Here is a 23062-nt window from a genome sequence, read left to right as displayed (position 1 = left end):
TTGCAGACGAGATCGAGTGCATCACAGGGCAGGCAGGGCGTCGCGGTAACCTTCGTAGACGCGGTCGAAGACAGCATCCCAGCTACAGGCGAGGGCGTACGCTCGCGCAGCTGTACGCATCTGCGCAAGTCGAGTGCGGTTCTCTGCGAGTGCGGCGATAGCGGGAACGAATCCTTCATCCGAGGTAACGAATCCGGTCTCCTGGTCGCGAACGATGTACTTGGGACCGCCTCCGGGCGTGACGACGGCCGGAACCCCGCTCGAGAGCGCCTCGAGGACGACGTTGCCGAAGGTGTCGGTGTGTGAGGGGAAGACGAAGAGGTCCATGTCGGCGTAGGCGCGGGAGAGCTCGGCGCCTCGCAGGACGCCTGGAAAGTCGGCCCGGGTGAGCGAAGCGCGGAGGCCAGCCTGTTCATTGCCATGTCCGACGATAAGGAAACGGAAGTTGGAGATGCCGAGATCGAGGAGGCCGCGTTCGAGGCGTGCGAGCAGGGCGACATTCTTCTCGACGGAGAGGCGGCCTACGTAGCCGAGGACGAGCGTGGAGTCGTCGATAGACCGGGTGCGGTGCTCGGGGGAGAACTGGACGGTGTCCACCCCTCGCTGCATGAGATGGCAGGGCCGGTGGGTGGCCTGCTCGAGCATGCGGCAGAGCTCTTCGTTGGGCGCATAGAGGACGCGCGCGAGGGAGTAGAAGCGAGTGGTAGCCCATAGCGAGGAGGCCTCGACGCGCTGTTCGAGGCTCGCTGCTGCCGGCTTCGAGATACGACGGGTGAGCCAGTCGAGCCGGCGGGCGGCGTACTCGTGGACGTTGGTGTGCCATGAGGCGGCGAGCGGAATCTTCTGCTCCCACGCAAAGTAGGCGCCAAAGATGCCAAGCTCGCTGGGGCCGGTGATGTGAATGAGGTCGGGCTTGAAGCGGAGGAGCTCGCGGCGAATGACGCTGGTGTGGCGAAAGAAGAGCGGGTCGAACTGGAGGTCTTTTTCGATGCGAACGGCGGCGCGAGATCGCCTGAGCTCGAGAGTGCGGAGCTCGGTGACCTGTTCGAAGGTGTGCGGACGGGTTCCGGCGCGGATGCAGAGGAAGGGCAGCGCGTGTCGCTCGGCATAGGCGACGAAGTTACGGCTGGTGTGTGCGACGCCATTGATCTCGTGGAACGAATCGGGGAGATAGGCTACACGAGGAACGCGCACGGCATTAGAGTACAGCGCGATCTGGGGATACGCTGCTAAATTCGTCGCTCTAGGCCTCCTGCTTTGCCAGTGCGGCGCGCATCTTGGCGGAGTCGTCCCAGGCGAAGCGAAGCGTTCCGGAGAGCGGAGCTTGTCCCATGAGGCGAACCGCCGCGAGGATGGTGCGAATCCACGCGGGGGCGCGACGATTCTCCGAGGGCCAGAGCTCGGACAGCGGACGTATGGCGCCGCTGCCGTCGGGATGATAGACGCGCTGGTCCCAGCGACGGGAGCCTTCGGGGAAGTGCGGGTAGTCACGGATGGCGTCGAGGGTGGACTGGAGAATGCGGTGCTTCCAGGGCTCCGCATACTGAGGCATGTAGAGGACATGGCTCTGACGGTCGCGGCGGATCTCGTAGACGAAGTCGGTGAATGAGGTCGCCCGGGTGAGATTGACGTTGGCGTTGGGTTCTACGCCGTGACGGTCGCCCCCGGAGATGACGATCTGGTTCCATTTGCCGGCGAGGGTGGCAGCTTCGCGGTTCTCCTTCCAGTCGCGCAGGCCGTTGAGCTCGAGCGCGTGGACGTACTGCCCATAGATGGCGAGGAACTCGTTGACGAGGACCTCATGACGGTCGCGGCCGATGCGGTAGAGGTCCCAGATGGGGTGGTTGAAGACGATCAGCACCTGTGGAATCTCGTCGAGCTCGGCCAGGATCTCGCGCAGGAGGTTCGGACCACGCTCGGGCACCGGGATAGCGGTGAAGGCGCGAAGGCGATCCATCCACTGCTGGCCGGTGGCTGAGGGAAGGTTGTGAACCCCGATGTGAAAGGCGCTCTCGTAGAAGGGAACGGTCCATTCTACGGAGACGGGAATGTGGCGTGCCGAGGGGACAGAGCGGAGCAGCATCGGCGCGTTGATGTCGTCGTGGTCTGTGAGGGAGACGAGCGCCGGGAGCTGCAGGCGGTTTTCGATCTGCGAGCTTTCAAGGTCGAAGGCAAGGCGGGGGGTGAGCGGCGGCGTCCAGTAGCTGTGGGCGTAGTCCGGACGGATGCCGGAGGACTGCTGGCTACGGCCTTCGGCCCAACGCATAACAGGCTGCAGGAAGCCCCAGTCGCGGGAGAGCTCGGCGATAAAGTCCAGGGTTTCCTGGGACTGGTTGGTGTGGCTGTGCAGCGAAACACCCGTGGTAAAACCACGGGCAGCCTGGGGTTCGCGCCACAGATATGAGATGGATGACTGGCTCATGGGGCCCCTCCGAGCGCTTTATCTCGCTCGGGGGCAGTATGAGGGGAAGTTTGTGACAAAGTGATGACTGCACTGAGAACGGGGCTTCAATATTCGTAAAACGCCGTTACTCAGTTGGTTACCCGCAAAGATTTTCGCGGAGCAGGTGCCTTCAGCGTGTAGTGGCGATGTCCGGGCCGAGAATATCCTGGGCCGTTGGCGCGGGCTCCGGAGGGATGCTGGGATCTGTGACCGAGCGATGCGCTCGCTCGTGTGCGGTCCGCTCGTAGGCGGATTCGAGGTGGTTCCGCGTCAGGTCATCTTTCAGGATCTCGAAGGCCTCCTCGGGCGTGTCGACGAAGCGGAAGAGCTTCAGGTCGTCGTGTGCGATGGCGCCTTTTTCTGCGAGCACGTCGAGATTGATGACGCTCTTCCAGTAGGCCGACCCGTAGATGATGGTGGTGATCTTCTTGGCGAGTTTGTTGGTCTGTGCCAGGGTCAAGAGCTCGAACATCTCGTCGAGCGTGCCGAAGCCGCCGGGAAAGATGACCAGGGCTTTGGCCAGGTAGGCGAACCAATACTTGCGCATGAAGAAGTAATGGAAGTCGAAGTTGAGCGAGGGCGTGATGTACGGGTTGGGCTGCTGCTCGAAGGGCAGCTTGATGTTGAGGCCGATCGTTTTGGCTCCTGCCTCGTAGGCTCCGCGATTTGCGGCCTCCATGATGCCGGGACCACCGCCGGAGGTGACGACGAAGCGATGGCGGGGGCCGGGGAGGGACTTTGCCCAGGTGGCGAGTTTGTACGCGAGGATGCGGGCGTCCTCGTAGTAGGCGGCCATCTCGATGGCAGCCCCGGCGAGACGGAGGCGCTGGCCGGTCGTTTTTCCGTGCTCGACCTCTTCGAGCGAGGCGGGCTGCTCGGGGGCGGGCTCACGCGAGCCCGTGTTGGCGAGCAGCTCGAAGTTGGCCGCCGCCACGTCCAGAGCGCGGAAGCGTGCGGAGCCGAAGAAGACGACCGTGTCCTGGATGCGCTCGCGCCGAAAGCGGCTGAGCGGCTCCTGGTACTCGGCCATGATGCGAAGAATGCGCGCATCCGGAGAGTTGAGGAAGCCGGGGTTCTCGTACGCTAACGGGGCTTCTTCAAGTGGGTCAGGTTGATCGGGCTTGTCCATGTCCCTTCTATTGTCTCTCCGGTTGAGTATGGATACCTTTGGAAATTTGCGTGAATCCGGCCACTGCGTACAGACCCCGCGCAACATCTTCTCCGCTTCAGCCGCGGTAGTCGCGGTAATGAACGGCCTCGGAGATGCCGATCCATATATCGAGCAGCCCCAGGCCGGAGACGACTCCGCGTACGGCTCCGTTGTGCAGGAACGTGGCGAGTGCCGGATGCGACTGGATAAAGAGATTGTGGTCCCACACGCGCGTCCACCAGGGAAGCAGCATGACGAGAACTCCAAGGTAGACGCAGAAGAGCACGAGCACGAACAGGGAGAGGCGCTGCAGCCACACGGGCGCCACGGCACGTCTGGTTTCGGTGGGACCGCCCTGAGGCGGAGGCAGAACGGTCGGTTCGTGATCCGGAAATAATTGGGACTGACCTGGCATCAAGCTCTCATCTTTGACAGTAGCAGAGGCGCTCCGCCGTTGTCTCTTCAGAGACGCGTCATTTGAGGCGAACGGGGCTGCGATAGAATTGGCGGCGAATGAAAGACGTGCTAAGAAAAGCTTTCTTTTCCATGGGCTACCGTGTGGGGCGGCACACGAAGCTCGATGATTTGCGACAACTTCTACGCAGCCTGCGGCCAGAGGACTGTGGCAGAGAGCTAATCCGCATCGGCGGCGACGCGGATGGCGGCTACCTGTTGCCGGACGATCTGGAAGGGATCGAATATTGTTTCTCTCCCGGCGTGAGCACCATCGCGGACTTCGAGAATCAGATCGCCAATCGGGGGATACGGTCCTTCATGGCGGACTACTCCGTATCCGCGCCTCCGCAGATGCGACCGGAGTTCCATTTCGAAAAGAAATATCTTGGTGCCACCGACGATGAGATCTTCACGACGCTGGCAAGCTGGAAGCGAAGATGCCTTGGCGACTACACGGGCGACATGATCCTGCAGATGGATATCGAGGGCTTCGAGTATGAGGTCTTGCTGAGCCTTCCCGAAGATCTGCTGGACCAGTTCCGGATCGTCATTATCGAGTTCCACCACCTGGACAGGCTCTTCGATCCATACATGTTCAAGCACTACAGCATGTGTTTTCGAAAGCTGCTCAGGTACTTTCGCGTAGCGCACATTCACCCCAACAATTGGGATGAGGTGACACGAAGGGCGGAGGTCGAAATTCCGCACATGCTTGAGTTCACGTTCTATTCGCGGAGACGCGCAGGCTCCCAGGGAGCGGTCAGCCGGCTCCCGCATCCACTGGATCGGGACAACGTTCCCGGGAAACGAGCACTCACCCTTCCTCGTTGCTGGTACACGGATTCAACCGCATAAGAAGAGAAAAAAAAAGGAGCCGTGAACCATACTGGTCGCGGCTCCTTTGCTTGAGGAAGGATCTACTGATCGTTGCCTTGGATCAGCTCTGTGGCTACGGGCTTGAGATATCCGAAGAGGCCGCCCGTTCCATGGTCGGGGCCGGCGGTGAAGTAGAGCTGCGATGCCGGCGCTCCGGTGGTGTCGTAGCTGCTTGCGGTGGCGCTATTGGCCGGGCTGATCGCCCAGATACCGTTGATGGAGATAGGTTTGCCGGTGGCGTCCTCGAGCAGACCATCAAACTCGCCGGTAGCGAGATCGTAAGCGGCGATGTATCCACTGGACTCCGAGGTCCCGGCGCCGGCGAACTGCCCTACAAGCAGATCGTGGCTGAAACGTCCGAAATCAAGCGGAGCCAGGGCGACTCCCCAGGGTGCGTTAAGCCAGTCGCCATGTTCGAGCCGGCTGAGCAGCTTGCCCTTGGAGGAGTAGACGTCGACGTAGCCGAGTCCTGGACCGTCGGTCTCAAACTGCTGATTTGGAAGGTGGAGCGCGTAGGTGACGACAACATCGTTGCCGATCGTCTGCACATTGAAAGGAACGTAGAAACGCGGAAGGCGGTCATCGGTAAAAGGCTTGTCGTTGCCTCCGAAGAAGCGATCGTCGCCGAAGGAACGGTCGGAGCGACCATGGTTGTCGTCATCCTTAAGCTTGACCGGGCTGAAGGTGTTGTCGAAGACATCGACACGGCCCTTGTTGAAGTTCGCAGCGTAGAGATAGCGTTTGCCGTCGACGAACGCGGCGGTAAGCCCGGTGTAGCTGGAGCCGTCCTTGGCGCGGAAGACGGTGACAGCGTTGGTGGAAGGACCGGGTACGCCGGGAGTAGCTGCGAAAGTCGAATTCCATCCCGCGAGGGTTCCATCGACGGTTGAAAAGAGGAATGCCGCAGGCTTGCCGGCTGCGAGAAGAAAGTCGGTAGGGCTGGAGTTGGCGATCGTTCCGGTGGGAGTTCCGGTTGGGAAGGTCTTGTCGTTAGGATCGGCCTTCGGAATGGTTACCACGAGAGCCTGCTTGGCTCCTGCTCCGTTATAGAGCGTGCTTAGCCCCGTGCCGGCATCGGAGACCCACCAGGGAGAGCCGGAGCTGCGGGAAAGTCCCCAAGGGTTAATGAGCTGCGGATCCGTGACAGGAGCGACGCCTGAGACGTTCGAGACGAGGTTAACCTGCGTGTAAAGTTGCCCGAAGACGGCAGACGGCCTCAAAAAAAGGACTGCTGCTGTAAAGGTGAGCAGTTGGGGAAGACGCTTCATTGCGAGCTCCTTGAAAATGTATGGCCCCGCGGAATTCGAACGATCCTCTGGTCCAAGTGAGACGGACAGAGGCCGGCTCAACGACAGGCGAGGAGGAACTGTGTTGATCCTCGGTAAGCGTAGGGGCACTTCGGAGAGGTGGTGTCACGGGCTTGTCATCGCTTCGTCAAAAAAAAGAGACAGCGAAGATGCGAAAATAGAGAGAAATGCTGCAACTGATCTCTGCCGGCAAGCGGTTCGGCCAAAAACTACTCTTTGAAGATGTGAACTGGCTGATTACGCCGGACGAGCGCACAGGTCTGGTGGGTGGCAACGGAACCGGCAAATCCACACTGTTGAAGGTTCTGGCTGGCGCGGAGTCGCTGGACTACGGTCAGTTGACCCGGGTGAAGGGCACGACGATCGGGTATCTTCCGCAGGATGGCCTGGCGCTGCGCGGACGAACCGTCTTTGCGGAGTGCCTGTCGGTCTTCGATCATCTGCATGCGCTTGAGGCGGAGTCCATCGAGCTGATGACCACCATGTCCGAGAAGGACCCGAAGTCGAAGGAATACATCGCCGCCGCAGAGCGCTACTCCGACATCGCCGACCAGTTGCACGTCCACGACATCTATACGCTCGACTCACAGGTAGGCGCGGTCCTTGGCGGACTCGGCTTCTCGAAAGAGGACTGGGAACGCAAGACCGAGGAGTTTTCGGGCGGCTGGCAGATGCGTATCGCGCTCGCCAAGCTGCTGCTGCAGACACCGTCGCTGCTGCTGCTGGACGAACCGACCAATCATCTGGATCTCGAGAGCCGCAATTGGCTTGAGAACTATCTGCACGACTACCCGAACGCGTTCATCCTGATCTCGCACGACCGCTACTTTCTAGACGTGACCGTAAACAAGACCGTTGAGGTCTGGAACAAGCGGATGCATACCTATCACGGCAACTATGAGAAGTATGTGACCCAGAAGGAAGAGCGCCGCACCCAGTTGATGAATGCGTACAAGAACCAGCGCGACCGCATCGAGGCGCTCGAGGCATTCATCAATCGCTTCCGTTACCAGGCGACGAAGGCCAAGCAGGTGCAATCGAGAATCAAGGAGCTCGAAAAGATCGAGCGCATCGAGGTTCCTGAAGACGAGGCGACGATTCACTTTACGATTCCGCAGCCCACGGCCTCGGGACGCACGGTGATCGAGGTTCAGAATCTCACCAAGGTCTATCCCACTCCGGATGGCGGCCAGAAGACGATTCTCGACAACGTCAGCTTCACCATCGAGCGCGGCGACCGTATCGCTCTCGTTGGAGCCAACGGTGCAGGCAAATCCACACTGATCCGTTTGCTCAGCGAGCAGGAGGCACCCACCTCGGGCACGGTTCGTTACGGCCACAACGCTCTGGTCGACTTCTTCGCGCAGGATCAGTACAAGGTGCTCGATCCCAATGCCGAGATGCTGGATGATATTGCCGGCGCATCGCCCAAGGTTCCGGTCGTCGAGCTCCGCAGCCTTCTGGGGTGCTTCATGTTCTCGGGCGACGATGTCTTCAAGAAGCTTGGCGTACTCTCCGGCGGCGAGCGCAACCGGTATGCGATGGCGAAGATGCTGGTCTCGCCCTCGAATATGCTGCTGCTGGACGAGCCGACGAACCATCTCGACCTGCGGGCGAAGGATGTTTTGCTGGATGCGATTGGAAACTTCACCGGCACGGTTCTGTTTGTCTCACACGACCGCTACTTCATCGATGGACTCGCCACTCGTGTCTTCGAGGTGGAGGATCGACGCGTGCACATCTATCCGGGCAACTACGAGGACTACCTGTGGCGCAAGCAGGGAGGACCGGAGAAGGTAAAGGAGTCACTGAGCGCTGGATTGAGTGCGCCTGCGCCGGTTGCGAGGCCCGTGGTGGTTGAGGCTGCTCCGGTTGTGGAGAGCGCGCTTGCAGCCCCGGTGAAGCGGGTGAATCCGATCAAGCTGAAGCAGATGGAAGACCGCCTGAAGTTCGCTGAGGAGAGGATTCCTCAACTCGAATCGGAGATCGCCACAGCAGAGGAGCGCTTGGGGAACTTCACTTCCGCGGAGCAGTCGCAGATCGATGCCGCTGAAGCAGAACGTCTGCGCGGCGAACGGACGACTCTACTGGCGGAATGGGAAGAGCTGGCGATGGCATTGGAAGAGCAGCGCGCCTGAATCTTGAGGGAAGATGCCACGCCAGCCGCTGACGCCGCTTGCTGTGGGCTTACGTATAACGTGAAGTAGTCGCATACCTGAAATGAGCGATTCGGGACTGTTATCGCCACTGACCTCAACTTCCGGATTGACCGTCACTCAGGAGTAACCGGAATTCCTACAAGCCCGAACAAGACAATTGTCAAAAACGCACGCGCACGCCGCCATTGAAGACACGACCATCGAGCGGCGCCCATGCGTCGGTCGTCCAGCGTCCGTCGGGAGCCTGTTGCGGGAGAAGCAGAGGATCGGTTTTCGTCTGCCGCACATCACTAAGGTTTTCGGCGTTGAGGTAGAGTTGAAACGCCCGGAGTTGCTTTTGAATCAGGAAGCCAAAGAGAACATAGGGCTTTGATTCCGTTCGGTAAGGATTGTCCTCTAACTGTTGCGTCCCTGTGTAGTAGCCTTCGATGCCGATACGCGCGAAGTTTGGCCTCTCCCAACTGGCCACCAGACCCGCGCTGTGGCGGGGAGTCAGTGGAACATCCTGTCGCACGGTCCCCGGCTGCTGCTGAGCACGGGTCCAGGTATAAGAGGCAGTAGCCGAATATTCATGTTTGCGAAGGATGGCAACTGCTTCGACTCCCAGGTTGCGCGTCGGTAAAACGAGATTGGTGAGAGTGTAAGCAGTGGTCCGCTCCACGTACAGAGGGTCATGTACGTTCGAGGCAAAGAGAGTAGCGGTTGCGGTAACGAGGCTCCAGCTTCTGGTGAGATCGAACGTCAGTCCACGTCCACGCTCCACGCGCAGTGGGAAAGGGATCTTGAGTCGAGTCAAGCCGGCTGCTTCTGTCTCTTCTGTAAGTGCGCTCGACGCTGCGAACCCCTGGCTGAGAGCGAGCCGGCTTGTCCAGCCGTCTCCACGCAAGAGCGCGGCGAATCGTGGACTGAAGAGCGTACCGTACTGGCTGTGAAAGTCGACGCGTGCGCTGGCCGAGAACGACAGCCACGAGGTCGCCTGGAGATCGTCCTGCCCGAAGATGCCTGGATTGCGATAGGTGTAGCGATACTCTGGAACATCTTCGGGACGATAGGCATCGCGCTCGAAGGCCGCTCCACCCACCCATGTGTTGTGTCCGGCAGTGCCGCGAAGGCTGCCTTCTGCAAAGAGCAATTCATGACGGTCCCGCTCCAGCACCTCACCAAACTGATGGCGGTGATGCAGCGTGGAATACGACCCTCGCAGTGTGCCGACATACTTCTCGCTTAGGAGGAACTGCGCCGTACCGCCGACATCGCCCCTTCGCGTGCTGAGCGCTTCAATATACGGGCTGCCGGTAGCCGGCAGGACTCTCCCCGGAAGTGTTCCTCCATTGCGATCCTCGTAGAGGAAACCTCCGGTCAGCAGGCCTCTTCTCCCTTTTCCGTTGTCCCAGAAAAGGCGGGGCCGTGTCACACCGCGACTGTATCCGGCGAGGTCGGCCCAGCCGTCGCGATTACGGTCTCGCTCAACTTGCCAGTTCCCTGTACCCATCAAGGACGTAGCGATCTGGGGCGATATCCTGCCGTCCAGATAGGCTGAAATATCCGTGCCACCGAGTGATGTCTGGTTGAAGATAAAATCCCGAGCGGCCTTGTCGCGGGGACGGCGGGTGATGAGGTTCACCACGCCTCCCATCGCTCCCGCGCCGTAGAGCGCCGAGGCTCCGCCCTTGATGATCTCCACCTGACCCAGATCAACCGGCGGTATCTGCAGCAGTCCCAGACCGGCGCCCTGCTGTCCGAAGAGAGGAAGACCATCTGCGAGGAAGCGTGTGTAGCGTCCCTTCATACCTTGAATGCGGACGCTCGATGCTCCAAGTGAGGGCGATGTTGTTTGAACGCGCAGTCCACTCGTCTCATTCAGCATCATGACGATATTGCCGGGCGTCATCGCTGTCTTTTCGTCGATCTCATCCTGATCGAGGATCTCAACGCGTGCCGGGAGATCTTCCAGGCGTCCTTCCGTGCGGGTTGCATAGACGGTGACCTGTTCCTGTATCGGCTCGGGCTTCTGTGGAGCGGGTGCGGTCGGTTGCTGCGAGAATCCGACAACAGGCAAAAGCAGAACCACGAAGGCCGTGCGTGGGTGAAAAGAAAACAGCATCAGGTACGTCTCGGATTCCGCTTGCGGGATCTGACCGACGGCTTAGCTGTATCAAGGCTTTCCAGAATCGGGCAATCTCCAACCAGGCAATCGCCATTGCAAAGCCTTTTCATGCGCGACAAAGCACGGCGGATCGACTCGAGGTCGGCAATCTTTCGGTCGACTTCGCGGCGTTTGGCTTCAATTTGGCGAATGACATCGTTGCAGACGTCCTCTTGATTCCGGCGAAGTGCAAGCAGTTCCGCGATCTCTGCGAGGGAGAATCCCAGAGCTTGCGCACGTCGGATGAAATGCACACGTGACAGTGCCGAAGTTGGGTAAATGCGGTGTCCTGAAGAAGAGCGCGGCGGCTCCGGCATAAGCCCGAGACGCTCGTAGTAACGAAGTGTCTCCAGATTGATCTGGCACTCCTTAGCCAGTTCACCGATTGTGAAGGTTTCCATAGCGCTCCGAAGCCAGCATATGCCCTGTACCTGACTACGGGTCAAGCTATTCACAGATCCAAGTACATGGAAATGGCACTGGATTATCAACGACGTTGCCATCTCGTCATTCACTTCTGGATGGTCGGCTATCCGGAAATTAGTGGTTCGTCTAAGTCTCGGTGAGTGCGTAATCGCCAATTCACTCATCTACACCTGATCGATATTGAAATACATCCCGGTGACAAAAAGTAGAGGCCCCAGGAGGCCTCTGCTTAGTTTCACTTTATGGGTAGCAGTTTCATCTTATGGGGTCACCCACACTTGCTTTCAGCGCCCTTCGCGCAGACGAAGTGCGAGCTTCTCCGGCAACTGAGCCATGAGGATGCGGCCCTGGGCGGCGGTGAGATCGTAGGGAACGCGATGGAAGACGATCTCGGCTGCCTCGGTGTCGTAGATCGCAAACGCGGAGCGCCAGTCGCAGTCGCGAGGCTGACCTACGGAGCCTGGGTTGATGAGATGACGCGTGCCTTCGGCCAGAGAGAGAGTCCAGCTGTCGGGTTCGTTTCGCGTTGTGTAGTTGGGACGCAGCTCGTGCCACTCCTCATTCCGCTGGCAGAAGCCGCCCTGCAGGTGCGTGTGCCCGATGAAAGTGATTTGGGTATTGCTCTGCTGTAATGGTCCCCAGGCGTCGCGCATGGTGAGGATGTACTGGTCCTCGTTGAGGGGCGAGCCGTGTGCGAGGACGACGCCCGGAAGATTCTCGGGACTGAGCGGTCCTTTGGGAACAGCGGCGAGCCACGCACGGTTGGCTTCGGTCATCTCGTCGTGGGTCCAGGAGGCGGCGGCGCGAGCGACGGGATTGAAGCCGAGTGCGGAGGCGAGGCCGCAGCAGACGCGATCGTGGTTGCCGCGTACGTTGAGCTGCGCGAGGGGACGTATGATTTCGATGACTTCGTTGGGACTGGCTCCGTAGCCAACGACATCCCCAAGGTTCCAGAGCACGTCGTATTGGCCGGCGGCAGCTTCAAGAACGGCGTTCAGGGCTTCGAGATTGCCGTGGATGTCCGAGAGAATCAGGGCTCGCATGGGTTCCGGGGGTGGCCTAGCGGGCCTCGAATTAGTGTACCCGCCACTTCGGTTTCAGGCGAGGGTGGCGAGCGGCTGGGTGCGGTCGGTCCGCATGGTGGGGGCAGAGGCGAGCAGGCGCTTCGTATAAGGATGCTGCGGCGAGTGAAAAAGCTGACTTACCGGTGCCTGCTCGACGATGTTGCCGTGCTGCATGACGGCGACGCGATCGGCCACCTGGCTGACGACGGCGAGATCGTGCGAGATGAAGAGCATGGACAGGTTGTGGGTCCGTCGAAGGCGATTGAGGAGAGCCAGAATCTGCGCCTGCACAGTGACGTCGAGTGCGGTCGTAGGCTCATCGGCGATCAGCAGGCGCGGTCGGTTTACGATGGCCATGGCGATCAGGATGCGCTGGCGCTGCCCGCCGGAGAACTGGTGCGGGTAGTCGCGGATTCGGCGCTCAGGCTCAGGCAGCGCAACCTCGTGCATGGACTCGAGCACCCGCTCGCGTACTTCGCGACGGGAGAGGCTGGGATGGTGGGCTTCCACAGCCTCCGCGATCTGGGCGCCGATGGGCATGACGGGATTGAGCGCGGTCATGGGCTCCTGGAAGATCATTGCCATGTTTCGGCCGCGGTGACGCCTCATCGCTCTCTCGGACAGAGCGACGAGGTCTTCACCTGCAAAACCGAGATAGCCGGTTACCCTCGTCGAAGGGGGAAGCAGCCGAAGGAGAGCAAGAGATGTGGCCGATTTGCCGGAGCCGGATTCCCCGACCAGGCCGAGGGTCTCCCCCTCGTTGATGGAAAAGGAGATGCGGTCGACGGCGGGGCGTTCTCCGAAGGCGATCGAGAGGTTCTGAACGGCGAGAAGGGGCTGGATCGAGGTAGACATCCACCGCCATGGTAACGAAGCCGGGAGTTGTCGAGAAGGTCGATGCGGGTTTTGGGCGGGATGCGTCTAAACTCGTGACGCATATGAAAAAGGCGATTGTGTCGTTCGTGACAGGGCTGGCAGTGGCCGGCGGAGTCTGGGGCCAGACTCATAAGGTGGCGTCGACCCCTGAGACCGTTGTGAGGGCGGTAGGAGTGTACGAGTGGACCGGCGACCTGGCCAAGCCGACCGGAAGCCGGTTTATGCCGGTGACCGTCTTCATCGACGGCGATCTTGAAGATGGGGGACTCTACAAGCCACAACCAGTGCCCTTTGCTCTTCTGTCCGGGAATATCTACGAACTGCAGGATGCCGGACTGGCGAAGGGAACGGTCGTGCTCGAATCGGCTCTGCATGCGAAGCTGCCCGACGGAGCGCCGGGGCCGGCCTTCGATGCGGGATGGATGGCGTATGGATCCTTCAAGCCACCGGCGGCGGCAAGGAAGAGTGCTCCCCTCAAGCCATCGAAGAATCTTCCAGTGATCGCCGTATCCGGTGATTCGAGCAAACCACACTTCAGCAATAAGAGTGGGGATGCAGGCAAGCCGGCAGATCCGGCGCAGCAGGGTTCGGCACAGCAACAGGGTTCGAAGACGGACAATGGATCGGATACGAAAGCCAGTTCGGATACGAAAGCCAGTTCGGCCGGAAGCGATGATCCGGATCGGCCGACGATGCATCGCCGGACCCCGAGTGACGATACCTCCCAAAACGGCGACAGCAGTGGAGGGGCCTCTTCGGACGATGCGGCCGAACGGCCGACGCTGAAGCGGCGGTCGCCCGAAGAGGAAAAACAGTCCCAACAGAAAAATAAGAAGAACGATACTGCGACCGTGACCGGCGGCGATTCGCTGAACGACGATCCTGACAGGCCCCGGCTGCATCACGGGGGCAAAGGGAGCGGAGAGAACGACGGGCCTCCGAAGCTGATGGGGATTCCTAAGGACATGCGCCAGATGGTTGCCGTCTCGGATCCGAAGGATCGCGACCCGCACCCGTTTGCGAGGCCATGGGAAGACCCCAACGAGCATGCGGGGGTTCTGGCCAAGATGCAGGGCTTTGCCCGCGCGAAGCTCACTGCGTATGGCATTGTGCCCGGCGTTACCCCGCCTACAGCGATTGCGGGCAGCTCTGCCGGTTCGCCAACAACCACGACCGCGTCGACGACCGTGACGCCGGACGGCGGACCCCCGACGTTGAAGCGGGGAATACCACCCAAGGCATCGGTCACGACAGCCCCTGCGCCTCCCGCTGCTACGCAAACTCCCAAAGCTTCGACTGCTGCAAAATCCCAAAAGCCTACGACCGCGAAGGGACGGCACGGAGCTGCCGCGGTCCCGGCGCAGGTGATCTTTGCGGATGAAGAGCTGAAGGGGTACACGCTGAGTTACGGAGGCGCCCCAACCTACGTCTATATGGCGCACACGGTCGAAACAAATTCCGTGATGCGATATGTAACCGTGGTGGCTCAGGATAACGGCATGGGTGAGCTGAAGGTGGCGCTGGCCAGCGTCACGGATGCGGCGCACCTGGATCGTACGCCATGGATGCGGCTGATCGACGCTGTCGATGTCGATGCCAGCAACCGTGCGAGTCTTCTCTTCGAATTGCGAGGGCAGAATTCACGGCAGTTCGGGTTGTATCGGGTGATCGCGGCCAAGCCCGAGCAGATTTTTGTTAGCGCGAACGGCCTGTAGCCACAGTTCACCCGGCCTGCGAAGCTTCGAGTCCACGGAGAAGCGTCTCGATCATCACGTGCGTCATGATCTCTGCAGACGCGGTGGGGAATTGCTGACACGTCAGCTTTAGGCTTACGATGCCGTGCATCCCGGCCCATAGGGTTTCAGCCAATTCTGTGGGTGTCACCGCCCGAGGCCTTCGGGAGATCCCCTTTGGCGGAGCAAAACCAGCGGTGATGAGATCGCGTGCAACCTCGATCAGCAGGCCGTAGGCGCGGGTTGCAGGGTCATCGCCGTCGGGGCGAGACGCCACTGCCTGCAGATAGGAAGTGTCTCCGAGAAAGATGAGCCGGTAGGTTTGAGGATTCTCCAGCCCGAACTGTATATAGGCCGTCGCCAGAGCACGAAGGCGTGCCGCGGGATCGTCCCGGCGGGCCTTTCCCGTTGCCGAAGAGAGAGCCGTCAACAGATCGGCATAGCCTACGCGGCTGACTTCGCTCGCAATCTCGTCGCGATTGCGAAAGTGCAGGTAGAGCGAGGCAGCCGAGTAGCCGATCTTCTCGGCCAGCTTGCGCATCGTCAAGGCGGGAAATCCTTCTTCCGCGATGATCTCGCGCGAGACGGCGAGAATCTGCCCGCGAAGATTCTGCTTCGCAGCCTCTCGCCGCTGCCGGGGAAGAATTCCTTGAACCTTCTTGACAGCCATGAGAATCAGTATAGACTGAACACTGTTTAGTGAACAGTGTTCATGTTTATGAATGCTGTTCATGTTTGTGAGCTTTCTTGTTCTTCAAAGAGAAGCCGGGAGGAAGTCTATGGGAAAGATTGCTTTGTTTGGAGCCGCGGGGGCTATCGGGCGCAGCCTCTCTGAGGCTCTTCGGGAACGGAATCAGCCCTATCGCGTTACAGGGCGTGATCGTGCGCGGCTCGAGAAGACCTTCGGCGGCGATCCTGGTGCCGAGATTGTCACCTGGGATCCGGAGGATGCGGCATCGGTGCGCGCGGCGGCTCGCGGTGTAGACACGTTGATCTACCTGGTTGGCGTACCTTACAACCACTTCGAGCTCCATCCGCCAACGATGCAGAAGACGCTCGACGGCGCAATCGCAGAGGGCGTGCGTCGTGTACTGCTGATTGGGACGGTCTATCCGTATGGCACACCGATCACCGCCACGGTGGCCGAGGAACATCCCCGCAATCCCGTGACGTTCAAAGGAAAGATGCGCAAGGAGCAGGAGGATCTTCTGCTTGCCGCCGATGCTGCCGGGAAGATAGAAGGCGTGATCCTGCGACTTCCCGATTTCTACGGGCCGGGGGTGGAAGCAAGCTTTCTCGACGGAGCCTTCAAGGCGGCGGTGAATGGAGGAACGGCGAACATGATAGGGCCGATCGACACGCCTCACGAGTTCGTCTTCGTCCCCGACGTGGGGCCGGTGGCGCTCGATCTGGCAGCGAAGCCGGAGGCGCGCGGGAGATGGTGGAACCTTGCCGGAGCGGGCGAAACCACGCAACGCCAGATGGCCGAGATGGCCTTCAGGGCGACGGGGAAGAAGCCGAAGATTCGGGCGGCGGGCAAGACGATGGTGCGGGTGATGGGGCTGTTCAATCCTTTTATGCGAGAACTGGTCGAGATGCACTATCTGCAGACGACGCCGGTGCTGCTGGACGACACTGCTCTGACGGGTCTGCTGGGGAACGTGAAGAAGACGCCGTACGCCGAGGGAGTGAAGCAGTCCATCCAGTATCTACAATCGCATCCGCAGGGCTGAAGATCCAGAGACGTCAAAATAGAAGAAGGCCGATCCGGATGTTCTCCGGATCGGCCTTCTTCAGCTATGCAAATGTACAAGCTCAGAGCTTACCGAAACGGCCGGACTGAAAGTCCTGCACGGCCTGGCTGATCTCTTCGCGGGTGTTCATGACGAAGGGGCCATAGCTGGCCACTGGCTCGTTGATGGGTTCGCCACTGAGCAAAAGCAGATGCGAATCGGATGCGGCCTGAAGCGTGAGGGTATCGCCGTCGCGGCCCAGTGTGGCGATGCGAGCTTCGCCGGAGAGCTTCGTTGAGCCGTTAATGGAGACATCGCCCTTACGCAAGACGACTGCCGTGTTGTGGCCCTCGGGAATCGCCAGTTCGACACGCTCGCCTGCCTTCAACTCCACGTCCCAGACATTGATGGGCGTGAAGGTGCTCGCCGGGCCTTTGGAACCGTTGAGCGATCCCGCGATGATACGGGCGTGGCCGCCGGTTCCGAAGGCAACGGTTGGAATCTGCTCTTTGGTGATGGCCTGGTAGCCGGGCTTCGACATCTTGTGGGCCGCGGGAAGGTTGACCCAGAGCTGAATCATCTCGAAGGTTCCGCCGTTCCTGGTGAACTCGGCTTCGTGCATCTCCTCATGCAGGACGCCGGAGGCAGCGGTCATCCACTGGACATCGCCGGGGTAGATGACCCCGGAGTTTCCAGCCGAGTCGCGATGCCCGACGGAGCCCTGGTAGGCGAGGGTCACGGTTTCGAAGCCACGGTGTGGATGTTCCCCGACCCCACGCGGCTGGGGAGCGGGCTGGAAGTACTGCGGGCCCGCATAGTCGAGCATAAGGAAGGGACTGACCTCGAGTTGAATTCCATTCGAAGGAAACAGATTGCGTACGGGGAAGCCATCGCCAACCCAGTGCTGCGAGCCGGGGCCGTAGGTTCCGAGGATCTTCTTCTGTGTTGTGGTTGCGGTGGGCATTGCGTTACTCCTTCCGGCGCGCGTCTGCGCCTGTCTGTTGCGGTTGCGGTACTGCGTGAAATGTTGTCTCGGCGATGTGGCCCAGCCTGCGCAGAAGTGGCAGAAGGCGAGCACGGTCTTCGTCGCTGAAGCCTGCCAGTGCAGCCTCCATATGGTCGCGATGCTGGGAGAAGGCGCACTCGATCGATCTGCGGCCTTCGGGTGTGAGATTGATGATGCGAGCACGACGATCTTTGGCATCATCGTGGCGCGCGACCAGTGCGCGGGCTTCGAGGCGATCGACCGCCGTGGTCATCGAGCCGCTGGTGAGAAGCACCTTCTCTCGAAGCTGCTTCACCGTCAACGGACCCTTGTGAAACAGAGCCTCGAGGACAGCGAAGTCGGTGGCTCCCATGTTGAAGCGGGCGATGCTGCAAGTGGCGTGTGCCTCGACGGCACGGGAGGCCTTCCAGAGAAGGAGCCACAGGTGGATGCCACTCAGATCAGGTTCGTTTTTGAGGCGGCTCGACATAGCTTGATATAAAGATGCTTGATATCAAGATAAAGATTCAGGGGAAGGACTTCAGCGATATCCGTGACCCTCCAGATCGTTCCAAGGAGAGGGGAGACGCAGATTCTTCGTCCCTCATGCGAAACAGCCGACAGAGGACGAACCCTGTTACTGGGTCAGCGGATGGGCTTCGATTGAATCGTGGGGTCCAGTGGGACCCGCTGTCGCGAGAATCGGAAACACGAGTTGCAGGATGGGTTGAACGATCTCTGAAGCCGGAACATGCTGCGGCGTGTAGAACCACTGCTTGGCGGCACCGTAGATGGCCCAGGCAGCCGTCGTGGCGATGATCTCCGGAGTCAGAGGCTCAGGCACTGGCTTATCTTCGACGCCCTTGAAGAGGGTACGCCGTATCGCAGCGACGATGCCGGCCTCGGCCAGAGGCTCAAAGGCGCTGTTGCGATTGCAGTCTCCGCTGGCGTGCGTGGCGGTGAGGTAGTCGCAGGTAGCGAGGATGATGGCACTGGCTGCGGAGGGGCAGGTTCCATCGAACATGACGTTGCGTTCGGCCAGAAGCTTGTGAAAACCGCCGGCCACCATCGCGTCCAGAAGGGAGAATTTGTCCGTGTAGTGATCGTAGAAGGTCGCCCGGTTTACATCTGCGGCCTCGGTGATGTCCTGAACGGAGATCTCATCGAAGCTTTTTTGCTGCATGAGGTTGCGTAAGGCTCCCTGCAGGGCCTGGCGGGTCCTTCGGATGCGTGGATCGCGAACTTCACAGTCAGAGATGGGCATAAAGGTCCTGCGCATTAGAGGCTACCAGAGAGAAAAAGAATCGCCTCGGCGACATATGTCGTCTACTAATGATATAACAACGTATGTTGTTTAGTCGTCTGCTGTCGCCAAAGGAGATCTTGAATGCCTACTTTATTACATATTGATTCGAGTCCGCTGGAGAGCTCAATCAGCCGTGAGCTTACGCGGGAGTTTACCAAGGCCTGGAAGAACCGTAACCCGGAGGGTAGGGTCATTGATCGTAACCTGTCGGCCATTCCGCCGAAACCGATTGATCAGACGTGGGTTGGGGCTTCCTTTACGCCCGAGGGTGGACGCACACCGGAGCAGAAGGCGGTACTGGCGGAGTCGGATACCCTGATCGCCGAGCTGGATCAGGCGAACGAGATTGTAATAGGCGTGGCAATGCACAACTTCAGTATTCCATCGGTGCTGAAGCTGTGGATCGACCAGGTGGCCCGTAGCGGGAAGACCTTTGCCTATGGTGCAACTGGTCCCGAAGGCCTTCTTAAGGGCAAGAAGGCGACCATTCTGACCGCCAGCGGGGGCGTCTATGAGGCTGGGACTCCGGCAGGAGCGATGAATTTTATCGAGCCTTATCTTCGCGCGATTCTGGGCTTTATGGGTATTACCGACGTGAAGTTCGTGAATGCCGCGGGCGCAGCGCAGATCATGATGGGCGCGATCGATCGAGAGGCGTTTCTGAAGCCAACCCTGGAGCAGGTGCGGTCGCTGACGGCGTAAACAGAACCATACCTGCCGAAAGCGACTACGGAGACTACGATGAAGATTGCCTTTACGATTGCACGCATCCTGCTGGGACTTTTATTCACTGTCTTTGGCTTGAACGGCTTCCTGCACTTTATTCCCATGCAACCGCCTACGGGGCTTGCCGGACAGTACATGGGCGCCTTGTTCCTGTCGCACTATCTTTTGCCAGTCTTCCTGCTGCAGTTAATCGGCGGTCTGCTGCTACTGGTAAACCGCTTTGTTCCCCTGGCTCTGCTGTTGCTGGGGCCCGTGGTTGTGAACATTCTTCTATTCCATTCGCTGATGGCGACTGAAGGTCTTCCTGTGGCTCTGTTGACGACGATCCTCTGGCTGGTCGTGTTTGCCGGGGTACGGAAGGCGTTCGCCGGGGTTTTTGTGCAGAGCGTCGAAGCGTAAGAATCCCGATTGCCGATGCTTCGCCCGGGTTCGAATGCTCTTCGAACGCGGGCGTTTCTGCATTCACACGAACGTCAGTGGATCAGGGTAATGTACCTCGCTTAATTGGATTCAGGAAAGTGTGCCTGCGATATGATCGCTGTCAGCGAAGAGGGGCTGCGCTCTTCGTTTTTCTCCTGACATCGAAGTGAGCGAGGCCATATGGGTTTGTGGTCGCAAGATGTTGTCGGTTTGCGGAGGGTGAGGGCCTGCTCTCTCTGGCACTGGCTTCTGACGGGATTGTTGCTCACGTCTTTTATGCACGCGCAGCAGAAACCTTCGGCTGTTCTTTCTCCCATAACGATTGCACGCAAGCCAGGGCACGAAGACGGCCAGGCGCAGATTACAGAAAAGGGAAAGACTCGCAAGATTGCTCCGCACGCGGTGGCGGCATGGCGGGTACGCGGAGAGGATGGCGCACTGGTTCTGATCCTGCAGCCGTCAAAGGGCGATCGAGCGAAACAATACGTTCTGCGCTATTACGATCTGGATAGCGGGCGCAGGCGGGTGCTCGGGGTGGTGCCTTTTTCGTCGGGCGCGGTGGTTGAGACCCAGGCGAGCGACGACCGCTGGGCCTTCGCGCTAAGCGGACCGCAGCAGCCAGAGGGAACGCCGATAATCGTTGTCGGAGATGACCAGGCGATCCCGGGACGGCTTGTGAATGCGAACACTCCCGTCTTTCCTGACGACACATCGCTGACTTACAGCCAGGCGGGCGAGTCGAAGTCGGCAAAGCTCGGTGTTCTTCTGGGAACGGATCTGAAGGAAATCTATACACCTCCTCGAACCGCGCAGGCTGCGCCGAAGTATCTGCAGGTCTTTCCCAATGGCGAAGCGATGGTCGAACTGGCGGATGGCTCAGTTGTTAAGGGCCGCTGGACGACAAATGGAGAGACGCTCGATCTGTCGGGGCTGCGCACGGCCTATGCAGTTCCTATCAGCGATTTGAGTCCCATCAAGGGCGTTCCGGCTGGACAACGGTTCGGTGTGCGTCTGACCCAGGAGCTTTCCTCGCGCACGACGCACGAAGGTTCCACGGTAAACGCGGTCACGATCACTCCGGTCGTCGTGGACGGAGTAATCCTGATTCCACAGGGAGCGAAGCTCGAAGGCACGGTGATTCAGGCGAATAACGTGGGGTGGGGCTTCAAGCACGAAACTGCCTCGCTGACGATCAAGTGGACGAAGGTTACGACTCCGGACGGCCAGGCCCTGGGCATCGACGCGCGCGTGTATCAGGTGGAGAATGCGCAGGAGAAGGTGACCGACCAGGGCAAGATCCAGGGGATTCGTTCGACGGGAACGATCGGCCACACCGTGCAGAACGGCGTTCTGGCATTTGCCGGTATCGATCCGATTGCCTATATCTTTGCTTCCGCATCGGGTTCGGCCGTGCTTGGCTTTGCGGAGCCGGAGATTCTGTATCACGGCGGCACGGAGCTGATTCTTGAGAACGTGAGGCCTCTGATTACCGCGACCGTATATCCACCTTCAGTGGCGCCGATGGAGAACAACGCCGAGGGCCGCGAACAACTGCAGGCGTTCGTTCAGAAGCTGCCGTTCCGCACGCGAACGAAGGGCTCCAATAAAGTCTCAGACATTACGAATCTCGTCTTCATTGGAGAGCCGGCTGCGTTGCAGCGTGCCTTTGCCGCTGCAGGCTGGCTGCCGACGGACGATCTGTATGCAGGTTCGACGTTTCGTACGGTGAAGACGCTGACCGGCAACCAGACTTATACGCAGGCTCCAATGTCTGTTCTGTTACTGGATGAGCGTCCGCCTGTATTAACGCTAAGCAAGACCACGAACACGTTCATGGCGCGACACCATCTCCGTGTTTTTCCAACGGAGGAGCGTTACGACGGACAAACGGTGCTGACGTCGTCCTCGACACAGGACATTGGCATTGCCTTCTCGAAGAAGCAGAAGACGTTCATCCACGTGATCGATCAGCACATCGACAACGAGCGGTCGAAGGTGGTGAACGACCTGATGTTTACGGGCTGCGTGGAGAGTCTGGATATGGTGGAGCGGCCGTGGGTTCCGCGTGATGCGTACAACTCAACCGGCGACAGGCTGCTGACGGATGGAGAGGCAGCCGTGGTGCGCATGAACAGCTGTGACAACCCGAGGACGACACCGGCGACACCGGCACCGCCACCCAACCGAACCAAGCGCGCGACGCGCGATACGGCCCTGACGATCCGCAGCGATCTCTACCGCGGCAACCTCGTGTACATGGGTATTGCGGGGGCCCTGCAGGCAAAAAACTATCTGCATAGCGCGAGCGAGCTGCCGCCGGACACGGGGGCGTGGCGAAAAACGGATGCTTCCGGTGCGGACTATCGAGGATATGGAAGTAATCCTGGATTACAGCGCAGACAGCCGGGTGAACTTCCCGAGCCGAGCGCTGAGGATCTAACCGCGATTGAGAAGGCGAAGGAGAACCACAAATGGGATCCACCGCGATATGAGTTCGCGTTGCATGGCGGCTACATGCACATGCGCGAGGACTACCTGTCGGCAGTGGGTCTACTGGAAATATCTTCCGATCCCAACAAAGATGCCTACTTCGTCTTCCTTGCAGACAATGTGGGGGATGGATGGGCCGCTGGTGGTTCGGTGACGGTGAACAGCTGGAAACACTTTTCCAATGAGTTCTCTTATTTTCGTCAGCAGGTGAAGTATCAGCTGGGAACGACGAACGTGGCAATTCCGCCAGGCACAGATGTGATTCTGGATGACAGCGATCTCGAAGCGATACCGATTGGGTTGGTGACGCGGCAGTTCGAATACAATCTGCTGATTCACGCAACAAAGCCCACCTCGAGATGGAGGCCGTACGCGGCTGTCGGGCCAGTGTTTCAGCTGATCGCACTGAACGGATCGCCATTGAAGAAGCCAGCTGGACCGTTCACGCTGGGCCTGAAGAACATCGGTCTGATCCAGGCGGCGTTCGACTTTGGGAATACGCCACCTCTGGACGGCGGAGGGATCTTTCAATTCGGACTGCAATATGGCGCGGGGATAAAGTACCGCGTGAGTCCAAGGATCATGCTTCGGGCCGACTGGCGCGAGACCTGGAGCAAGAATCCCGACATCATCGCGGACTCCTATACTGACTTCGATCCGAACGATCTCGATGAGACGTATACAACGGACATTATTCGGGTTGGGCCGGAGAAGAAGTTTCTCCAGGACCGGTTTACCCTGGGAGTGGCGTTTACGTTCTGACGTC

Annotated in this window: 20 protein-coding genes and 1 pseudogene; 7 read left to right on the top strand and 14 right to left on the bottom strand. The window is 59.6% G+C overall.

The features are described from left to right. Nucleotides 1-21: 21 nt before the first annotated feature. The 4 genes from BDD14_RS14090 to BDD14_RS14075 all read right to left on the bottom strand — a co-directional run bounded on the left by BDD14_RS14090 (nucleotide 22) and on the right by BDD14_RS14075 (nucleotide 4008). The gene (locus tag BDD14_RS14090; protein ID WP_130419363.1) at nucleotides 22-1194 is read right to left on the bottom strand and encodes a glycosyltransferase; all 1173 of its coding nucleotides are present in this window, start codon (nucleotides 1192-1194) and stop codon (nucleotides 22-24) included. A 49-nt stretch (nucleotides 1195-1243) separates the two neighbouring features. Then, the gene (locus tag BDD14_RS14085; protein WP_165420081.1) at nucleotides 1244-2422 is read right to left on the bottom strand and encodes a hypothetical protein; all 1179 of its coding nucleotides are present in this window, start codon (nucleotides 2420-2422) and stop codon (nucleotides 1244-1246) included. Between the two features lie 151 nt (nucleotides 2423-2573). Further along, nucleotides 2574-3572 (bottom strand): LOG family protein, encoded by a 999-nt coding sequence (locus BDD14_RS14080; protein ID WP_130419362.1) that lies wholly within the window; start codon nucleotides 3570-3572, stop codon nucleotides 2574-2576. 97 nt (nucleotides 3573-3669) lie between these two features. Then, nucleotides 3670-4008: a hypothetical protein gene (locus tag BDD14_RS14075; RefSeq protein WP_130419361.1), complete on the bottom strand. Its 339-nt coding sequence runs from the start codon at nucleotides 4006-4008 to the stop codon at nucleotides 3670-3672. Between the two features lie 107 nt (nucleotides 4009-4115). Between BDD14_RS14075 and BDD14_RS14070 the strand changes: the two genes are divergently transcribed. Further along, nucleotides 4116-4904, top strand: a complete 789-nt coding sequence (locus BDD14_RS14070) for an FkbM family methyltransferase (protein WP_165420080.1) — start codon at nucleotides 4116-4118, stop codon at nucleotides 4902-4904. A gap of 62 nt (nucleotides 4905-4966) precedes the next feature. Here the strand turns inward: BDD14_RS14070 and BDD14_RS14065 are convergent, their stop codons facing one another. Further along, entirely contained in the window at nucleotides 4967-6193 is a 1227-nt protein-coding gene (locus BDD14_RS14065; protein ID WP_130419359.1) for a TIGR03118 family protein, read from the bottom strand. 206 nt (nucleotides 6194-6399) lie between these two features. Between BDD14_RS14065 and abc-f the strand changes: the two genes are divergently transcribed. Beyond that, nucleotides 6400-8370, top strand: a complete 1971-nt coding sequence (gene abc-f / locus BDD14_RS14060; protein ID WP_130419358.1) for a ribosomal protection-like ABC-F family protein — start codon at nucleotides 6400-6402, stop codon at nucleotides 8368-8370. Nucleotides 8371-8551: 181 nt separating this feature from the next. Here the strand turns inward: abc-f and BDD14_RS14055 are convergent, their stop codons facing one another. From BDD14_RS14055 to BDD14_RS14040, 4 genes are all read right to left on the bottom strand, one after another. Then, a complete protein-coding gene (locus BDD14_RS14055; protein ID WP_130419357.1) occupies nucleotides 8552-10495 on the bottom strand; it encodes a TonB-dependent receptor plug domain-containing protein in 1944 nt (647 codons plus the stop codon). Next, complete coding sequence (locus BDD14_RS14050; protein ID WP_207231739.1) at nucleotides 10495-10938, bottom strand: MerR family DNA-binding protein; 444 nt, start codon at nucleotides 10936-10938, stop codon at nucleotides 10495-10497. The genes BDD14_RS14055 and BDD14_RS14050 overlap by 1 nt, the downstream gene beginning before the upstream one ends. Nucleotides 10939-11247: 309 nt before the next feature. Continuing rightward, on the bottom strand, nucleotides 11248-12006 hold the full coding sequence (locus tag BDD14_RS14045) for a metallophosphoesterase family protein (protein ID WP_130419355.1): 759 nt from the start codon (nucleotides 12004-12006) through the stop codon (nucleotides 11248-11250). A gap of 54 nt (nucleotides 12007-12060) precedes the next feature. Beyond that, the gene (locus BDD14_RS14040) at nucleotides 12061-12882 is read right to left on the bottom strand and encodes an ATP-binding cassette domain-containing protein (RefSeq protein WP_130419354.1); all 822 of its coding nucleotides are present in this window, start codon (nucleotides 12880-12882) and stop codon (nucleotides 12061-12063) included. Nucleotides 12883-12890: 8 nt separating this feature from the next. On the opposite strand from BDD14_RS14040, the gene BDD14_RS14035 reads away from it, so the two are divergent. Continuing rightward, nucleotides 12891-14618 carry an ICP22 family protein gene (locus BDD14_RS14035; RefSeq protein ID WP_130419353.1) on the top strand — a complete coding sequence of 576 codons (1728 nt, stop codon included), beginning with the start codon at nucleotides 12891-12893 and terminating at the stop codon, nucleotides 14616-14618. Between the two features lie 7 nt (nucleotides 14619-14625). Here BDD14_RS14035 and BDD14_RS14030 read toward each other — a convergent pair whose 3' ends face one another. Next, the gene (locus BDD14_RS14030; RefSeq protein ID WP_130419352.1) at nucleotides 14626-15306 is read right to left on the bottom strand and encodes a TetR/AcrR family transcriptional regulator; all 681 of its coding nucleotides are present in this window, start codon (nucleotides 15304-15306) and stop codon (nucleotides 14626-14628) included. A 109-nt stretch (nucleotides 15307-15415) separates the two neighbouring features. Here BDD14_RS14030 and BDD14_RS14025 point away from each other — a divergent pair, with 109 nt between their 5' ends. Next, nucleotides 15416-16369, top strand: a complete 954-nt coding sequence (locus BDD14_RS14025) for an NAD-dependent epimerase/dehydratase family protein (protein ID WP_130419351.1) — start codon at nucleotides 15416-15418, stop codon at nucleotides 16367-16369. An 82-nt stretch (nucleotides 16370-16451) separates the two neighbouring features. Here the strand turns inward: BDD14_RS14025 and BDD14_RS34500 are convergent, their stop codons facing one another. The 4 genes and pseudogenes from BDD14_RS34500 to BDD14_RS14010 all read right to left on the bottom strand — a co-directional run bounded on the left by BDD14_RS34500 (nucleotide 16452) and on the right by BDD14_RS14010 (nucleotide 18618). Further along, the gene (locus tag BDD14_RS34500) at nucleotides 16452-16763 is read right to left on the bottom strand and encodes a pirin-like C-terminal cupin domain-containing protein (RefSeq protein WP_423201797.1); all 312 of its coding nucleotides are present in this window, start codon (nucleotides 16761-16763) and stop codon (nucleotides 16452-16454) included. Between the two features lie 180 nt (nucleotides 16764-16943). After that, a pseudogene (locus tag BDD14_RS34495) lies at nucleotides 16944-17333 on the bottom strand (pirin family protein); the annotation flags it as partial. A 4-nt stretch (nucleotides 17334-17337) separates the two neighbouring features. Further along, nucleotides 17338-17844, bottom strand: coding sequence for a MarR family winged helix-turn-helix transcriptional regulator (locus BDD14_RS14015; protein ID WP_130419349.1), 507 nt, complete (start codon nucleotides 17842-17844; stop codon nucleotides 17338-17340). Between the two features lie 147 nt (nucleotides 17845-17991). Continuing rightward, nucleotides 17992-18618 carry a TetR/AcrR family transcriptional regulator gene (locus BDD14_RS14010; protein ID WP_130419348.1) on the bottom strand — a complete coding sequence of 209 codons (627 nt, stop codon included), beginning with the start codon at nucleotides 18616-18618 and terminating at the stop codon, nucleotides 17992-17994. A gap of 123 nt (nucleotides 18619-18741) precedes the next feature. Here BDD14_RS14010 and BDD14_RS14005 point away from each other — a divergent pair, with 123 nt between their 5' ends. The 3 genes from BDD14_RS14005 to BDD14_RS13995 all read left to right on the top strand — a co-directional run bounded on the left by BDD14_RS14005 (nucleotide 18742) and on the right by BDD14_RS13995 (nucleotide 23058). Next, nucleotides 18742-19362, top strand: a complete 621-nt coding sequence (locus BDD14_RS14005) for an FMN-dependent NADH-azoreductase (protein ID WP_130419347.1) — start codon at nucleotides 18742-18744, stop codon at nucleotides 19360-19362. Between the two features lie 39 nt (nucleotides 19363-19401). Then, on the top strand, nucleotides 19402-19785 hold the full coding sequence (locus tag BDD14_RS14000) for a hypothetical protein (RefSeq protein WP_130419346.1): 384 nt from the start codon (nucleotides 19402-19404) through the stop codon (nucleotides 19783-19785). Between the two features lie 282 nt (nucleotides 19786-20067). Then, on the top strand, nucleotides 20068-23058 hold the full coding sequence (locus BDD14_RS13995) for an LssY C-terminal domain-containing protein (RefSeq protein WP_165420079.1): 2991 nt from the start codon (nucleotides 20068-20070) through the stop codon (nucleotides 23056-23058). Nucleotides 23059-23062: the final 4 nt, after the last annotated feature.

The organism is Edaphobacter modestus (assembly GCF_004217555.1).
GTDB lineage: Bacteria > Acidobacteriota > Terriglobia > Terriglobales > Acidobacteriaceae > Edaphobacter > Edaphobacter modestus.
Note: the sequence above shows the minus strand (reverse complement) of the source record. Positions and strands in the feature narration are given on the sequence as shown.

Bases quoted from the DNA above. Each gene is read 5' to 3' on its own strand.
- BDD14_RS14005 (WP_130419347.1), top strand. From the start codon at position 18,742: ATGCCTACTTTATTACATATTGATTCGAGTCCGCTGGAGAGCTCAATC.
- BDD14_RS14010 (WP_130419348.1), bottom strand. From the start codon at position 18,618: ATGCCCATCTCTGACTGTGAAGTTCGCGATCCACGCATCCGAAGGACC.
- BDD14_RS14000 (WP_130419346.1), top strand. From the start codon at position 19,402: ATGAAGATTGCCTTTACGATTGCACGCATCCTGCTGGGACTTTTATTC.
- BDD14_RS14025 (WP_130419351.1), top strand. From the start codon at position 15,416: ATGGGAAAGATTGCTTTGTTTGGAGCCGCGGGGGCTATCGGGCGCAGC.
- BDD14_RS14055 (WP_130419357.1), bottom strand. From the start codon at position 10,495: ATGCTGTTTTCTTTTCACCCACGCACGGCCTTCGTGGTTCTGCTTTTG.
- BDD14_RS14015 (WP_130419349.1), bottom strand. From the start codon at position 17,844: ATGTCGAGCCGCCTCAAAAACGAACCTGATCTGAGTGGCATCCACCTG.
- BDD14_RS14075 (WP_130419361.1), bottom strand. From the start codon at position 4,008: ATGCCAGGTCAGTCCCAATTATTTCCGGATCACGAACCGACCGTTCTG.
- BDD14_RS14035 (WP_130419353.1), top strand. From the start codon at position 12,891: ATGGTAACGAAGCCGGGAGTTGTCGAGAAGGTCGATGCGGGTTTTGGG.
- BDD14_RS14085 (WP_165420081.1), bottom strand. From the start codon at position 2,422: ATGAGCCAGTCATCCATCTCATATCTGTGGCGCGAACCCCAGGCTGCC.
- BDD14_RS14030 (WP_130419352.1), bottom strand. From the start codon at position 15,306: ATGGCTGTCAAGAAGGTTCAAGGAATTCTTCCCCGGCAGCGGCGAGAG.
- abc-f (WP_130419358.1), top strand. From the start codon at position 6,400: ATGCTGCAACTGATCTCTGCCGGCAAGCGGTTCGGCCAAAAACTACTC.
- BDD14_RS14080 (WP_130419362.1), bottom strand. From the start codon at position 3,572: ATGGACAAGCCCGATCAACCTGACCCACTTGAAGAAGCCCCGTTAGCG.
- BDD14_RS14040 (WP_130419354.1), bottom strand. From the start codon at position 12,882: ATGTCTACCTCGATCCAGCCCCTTCTCGCCGTTCAGAACCTCTCGATC.
- BDD14_RS14045 (WP_130419355.1), bottom strand. From the start codon at position 12,006: ATGCGAGCCCTGATTCTCTCGGACATCCACGGCAATCTCGAAGCCCTG.
- BDD14_RS14065 (WP_130419359.1), bottom strand. From the start codon at position 6,193: ATGAAGCGTCTTCCCCAACTGCTCACCTTTACAGCAGCAGTCCTTTTT.
- BDD14_RS14050 (WP_207231739.1), bottom strand. From the start codon at position 10,938: ATGGAAACCTTCACAATCGGTGAACTGGCTAAGGAGTGCCAGATCAAT.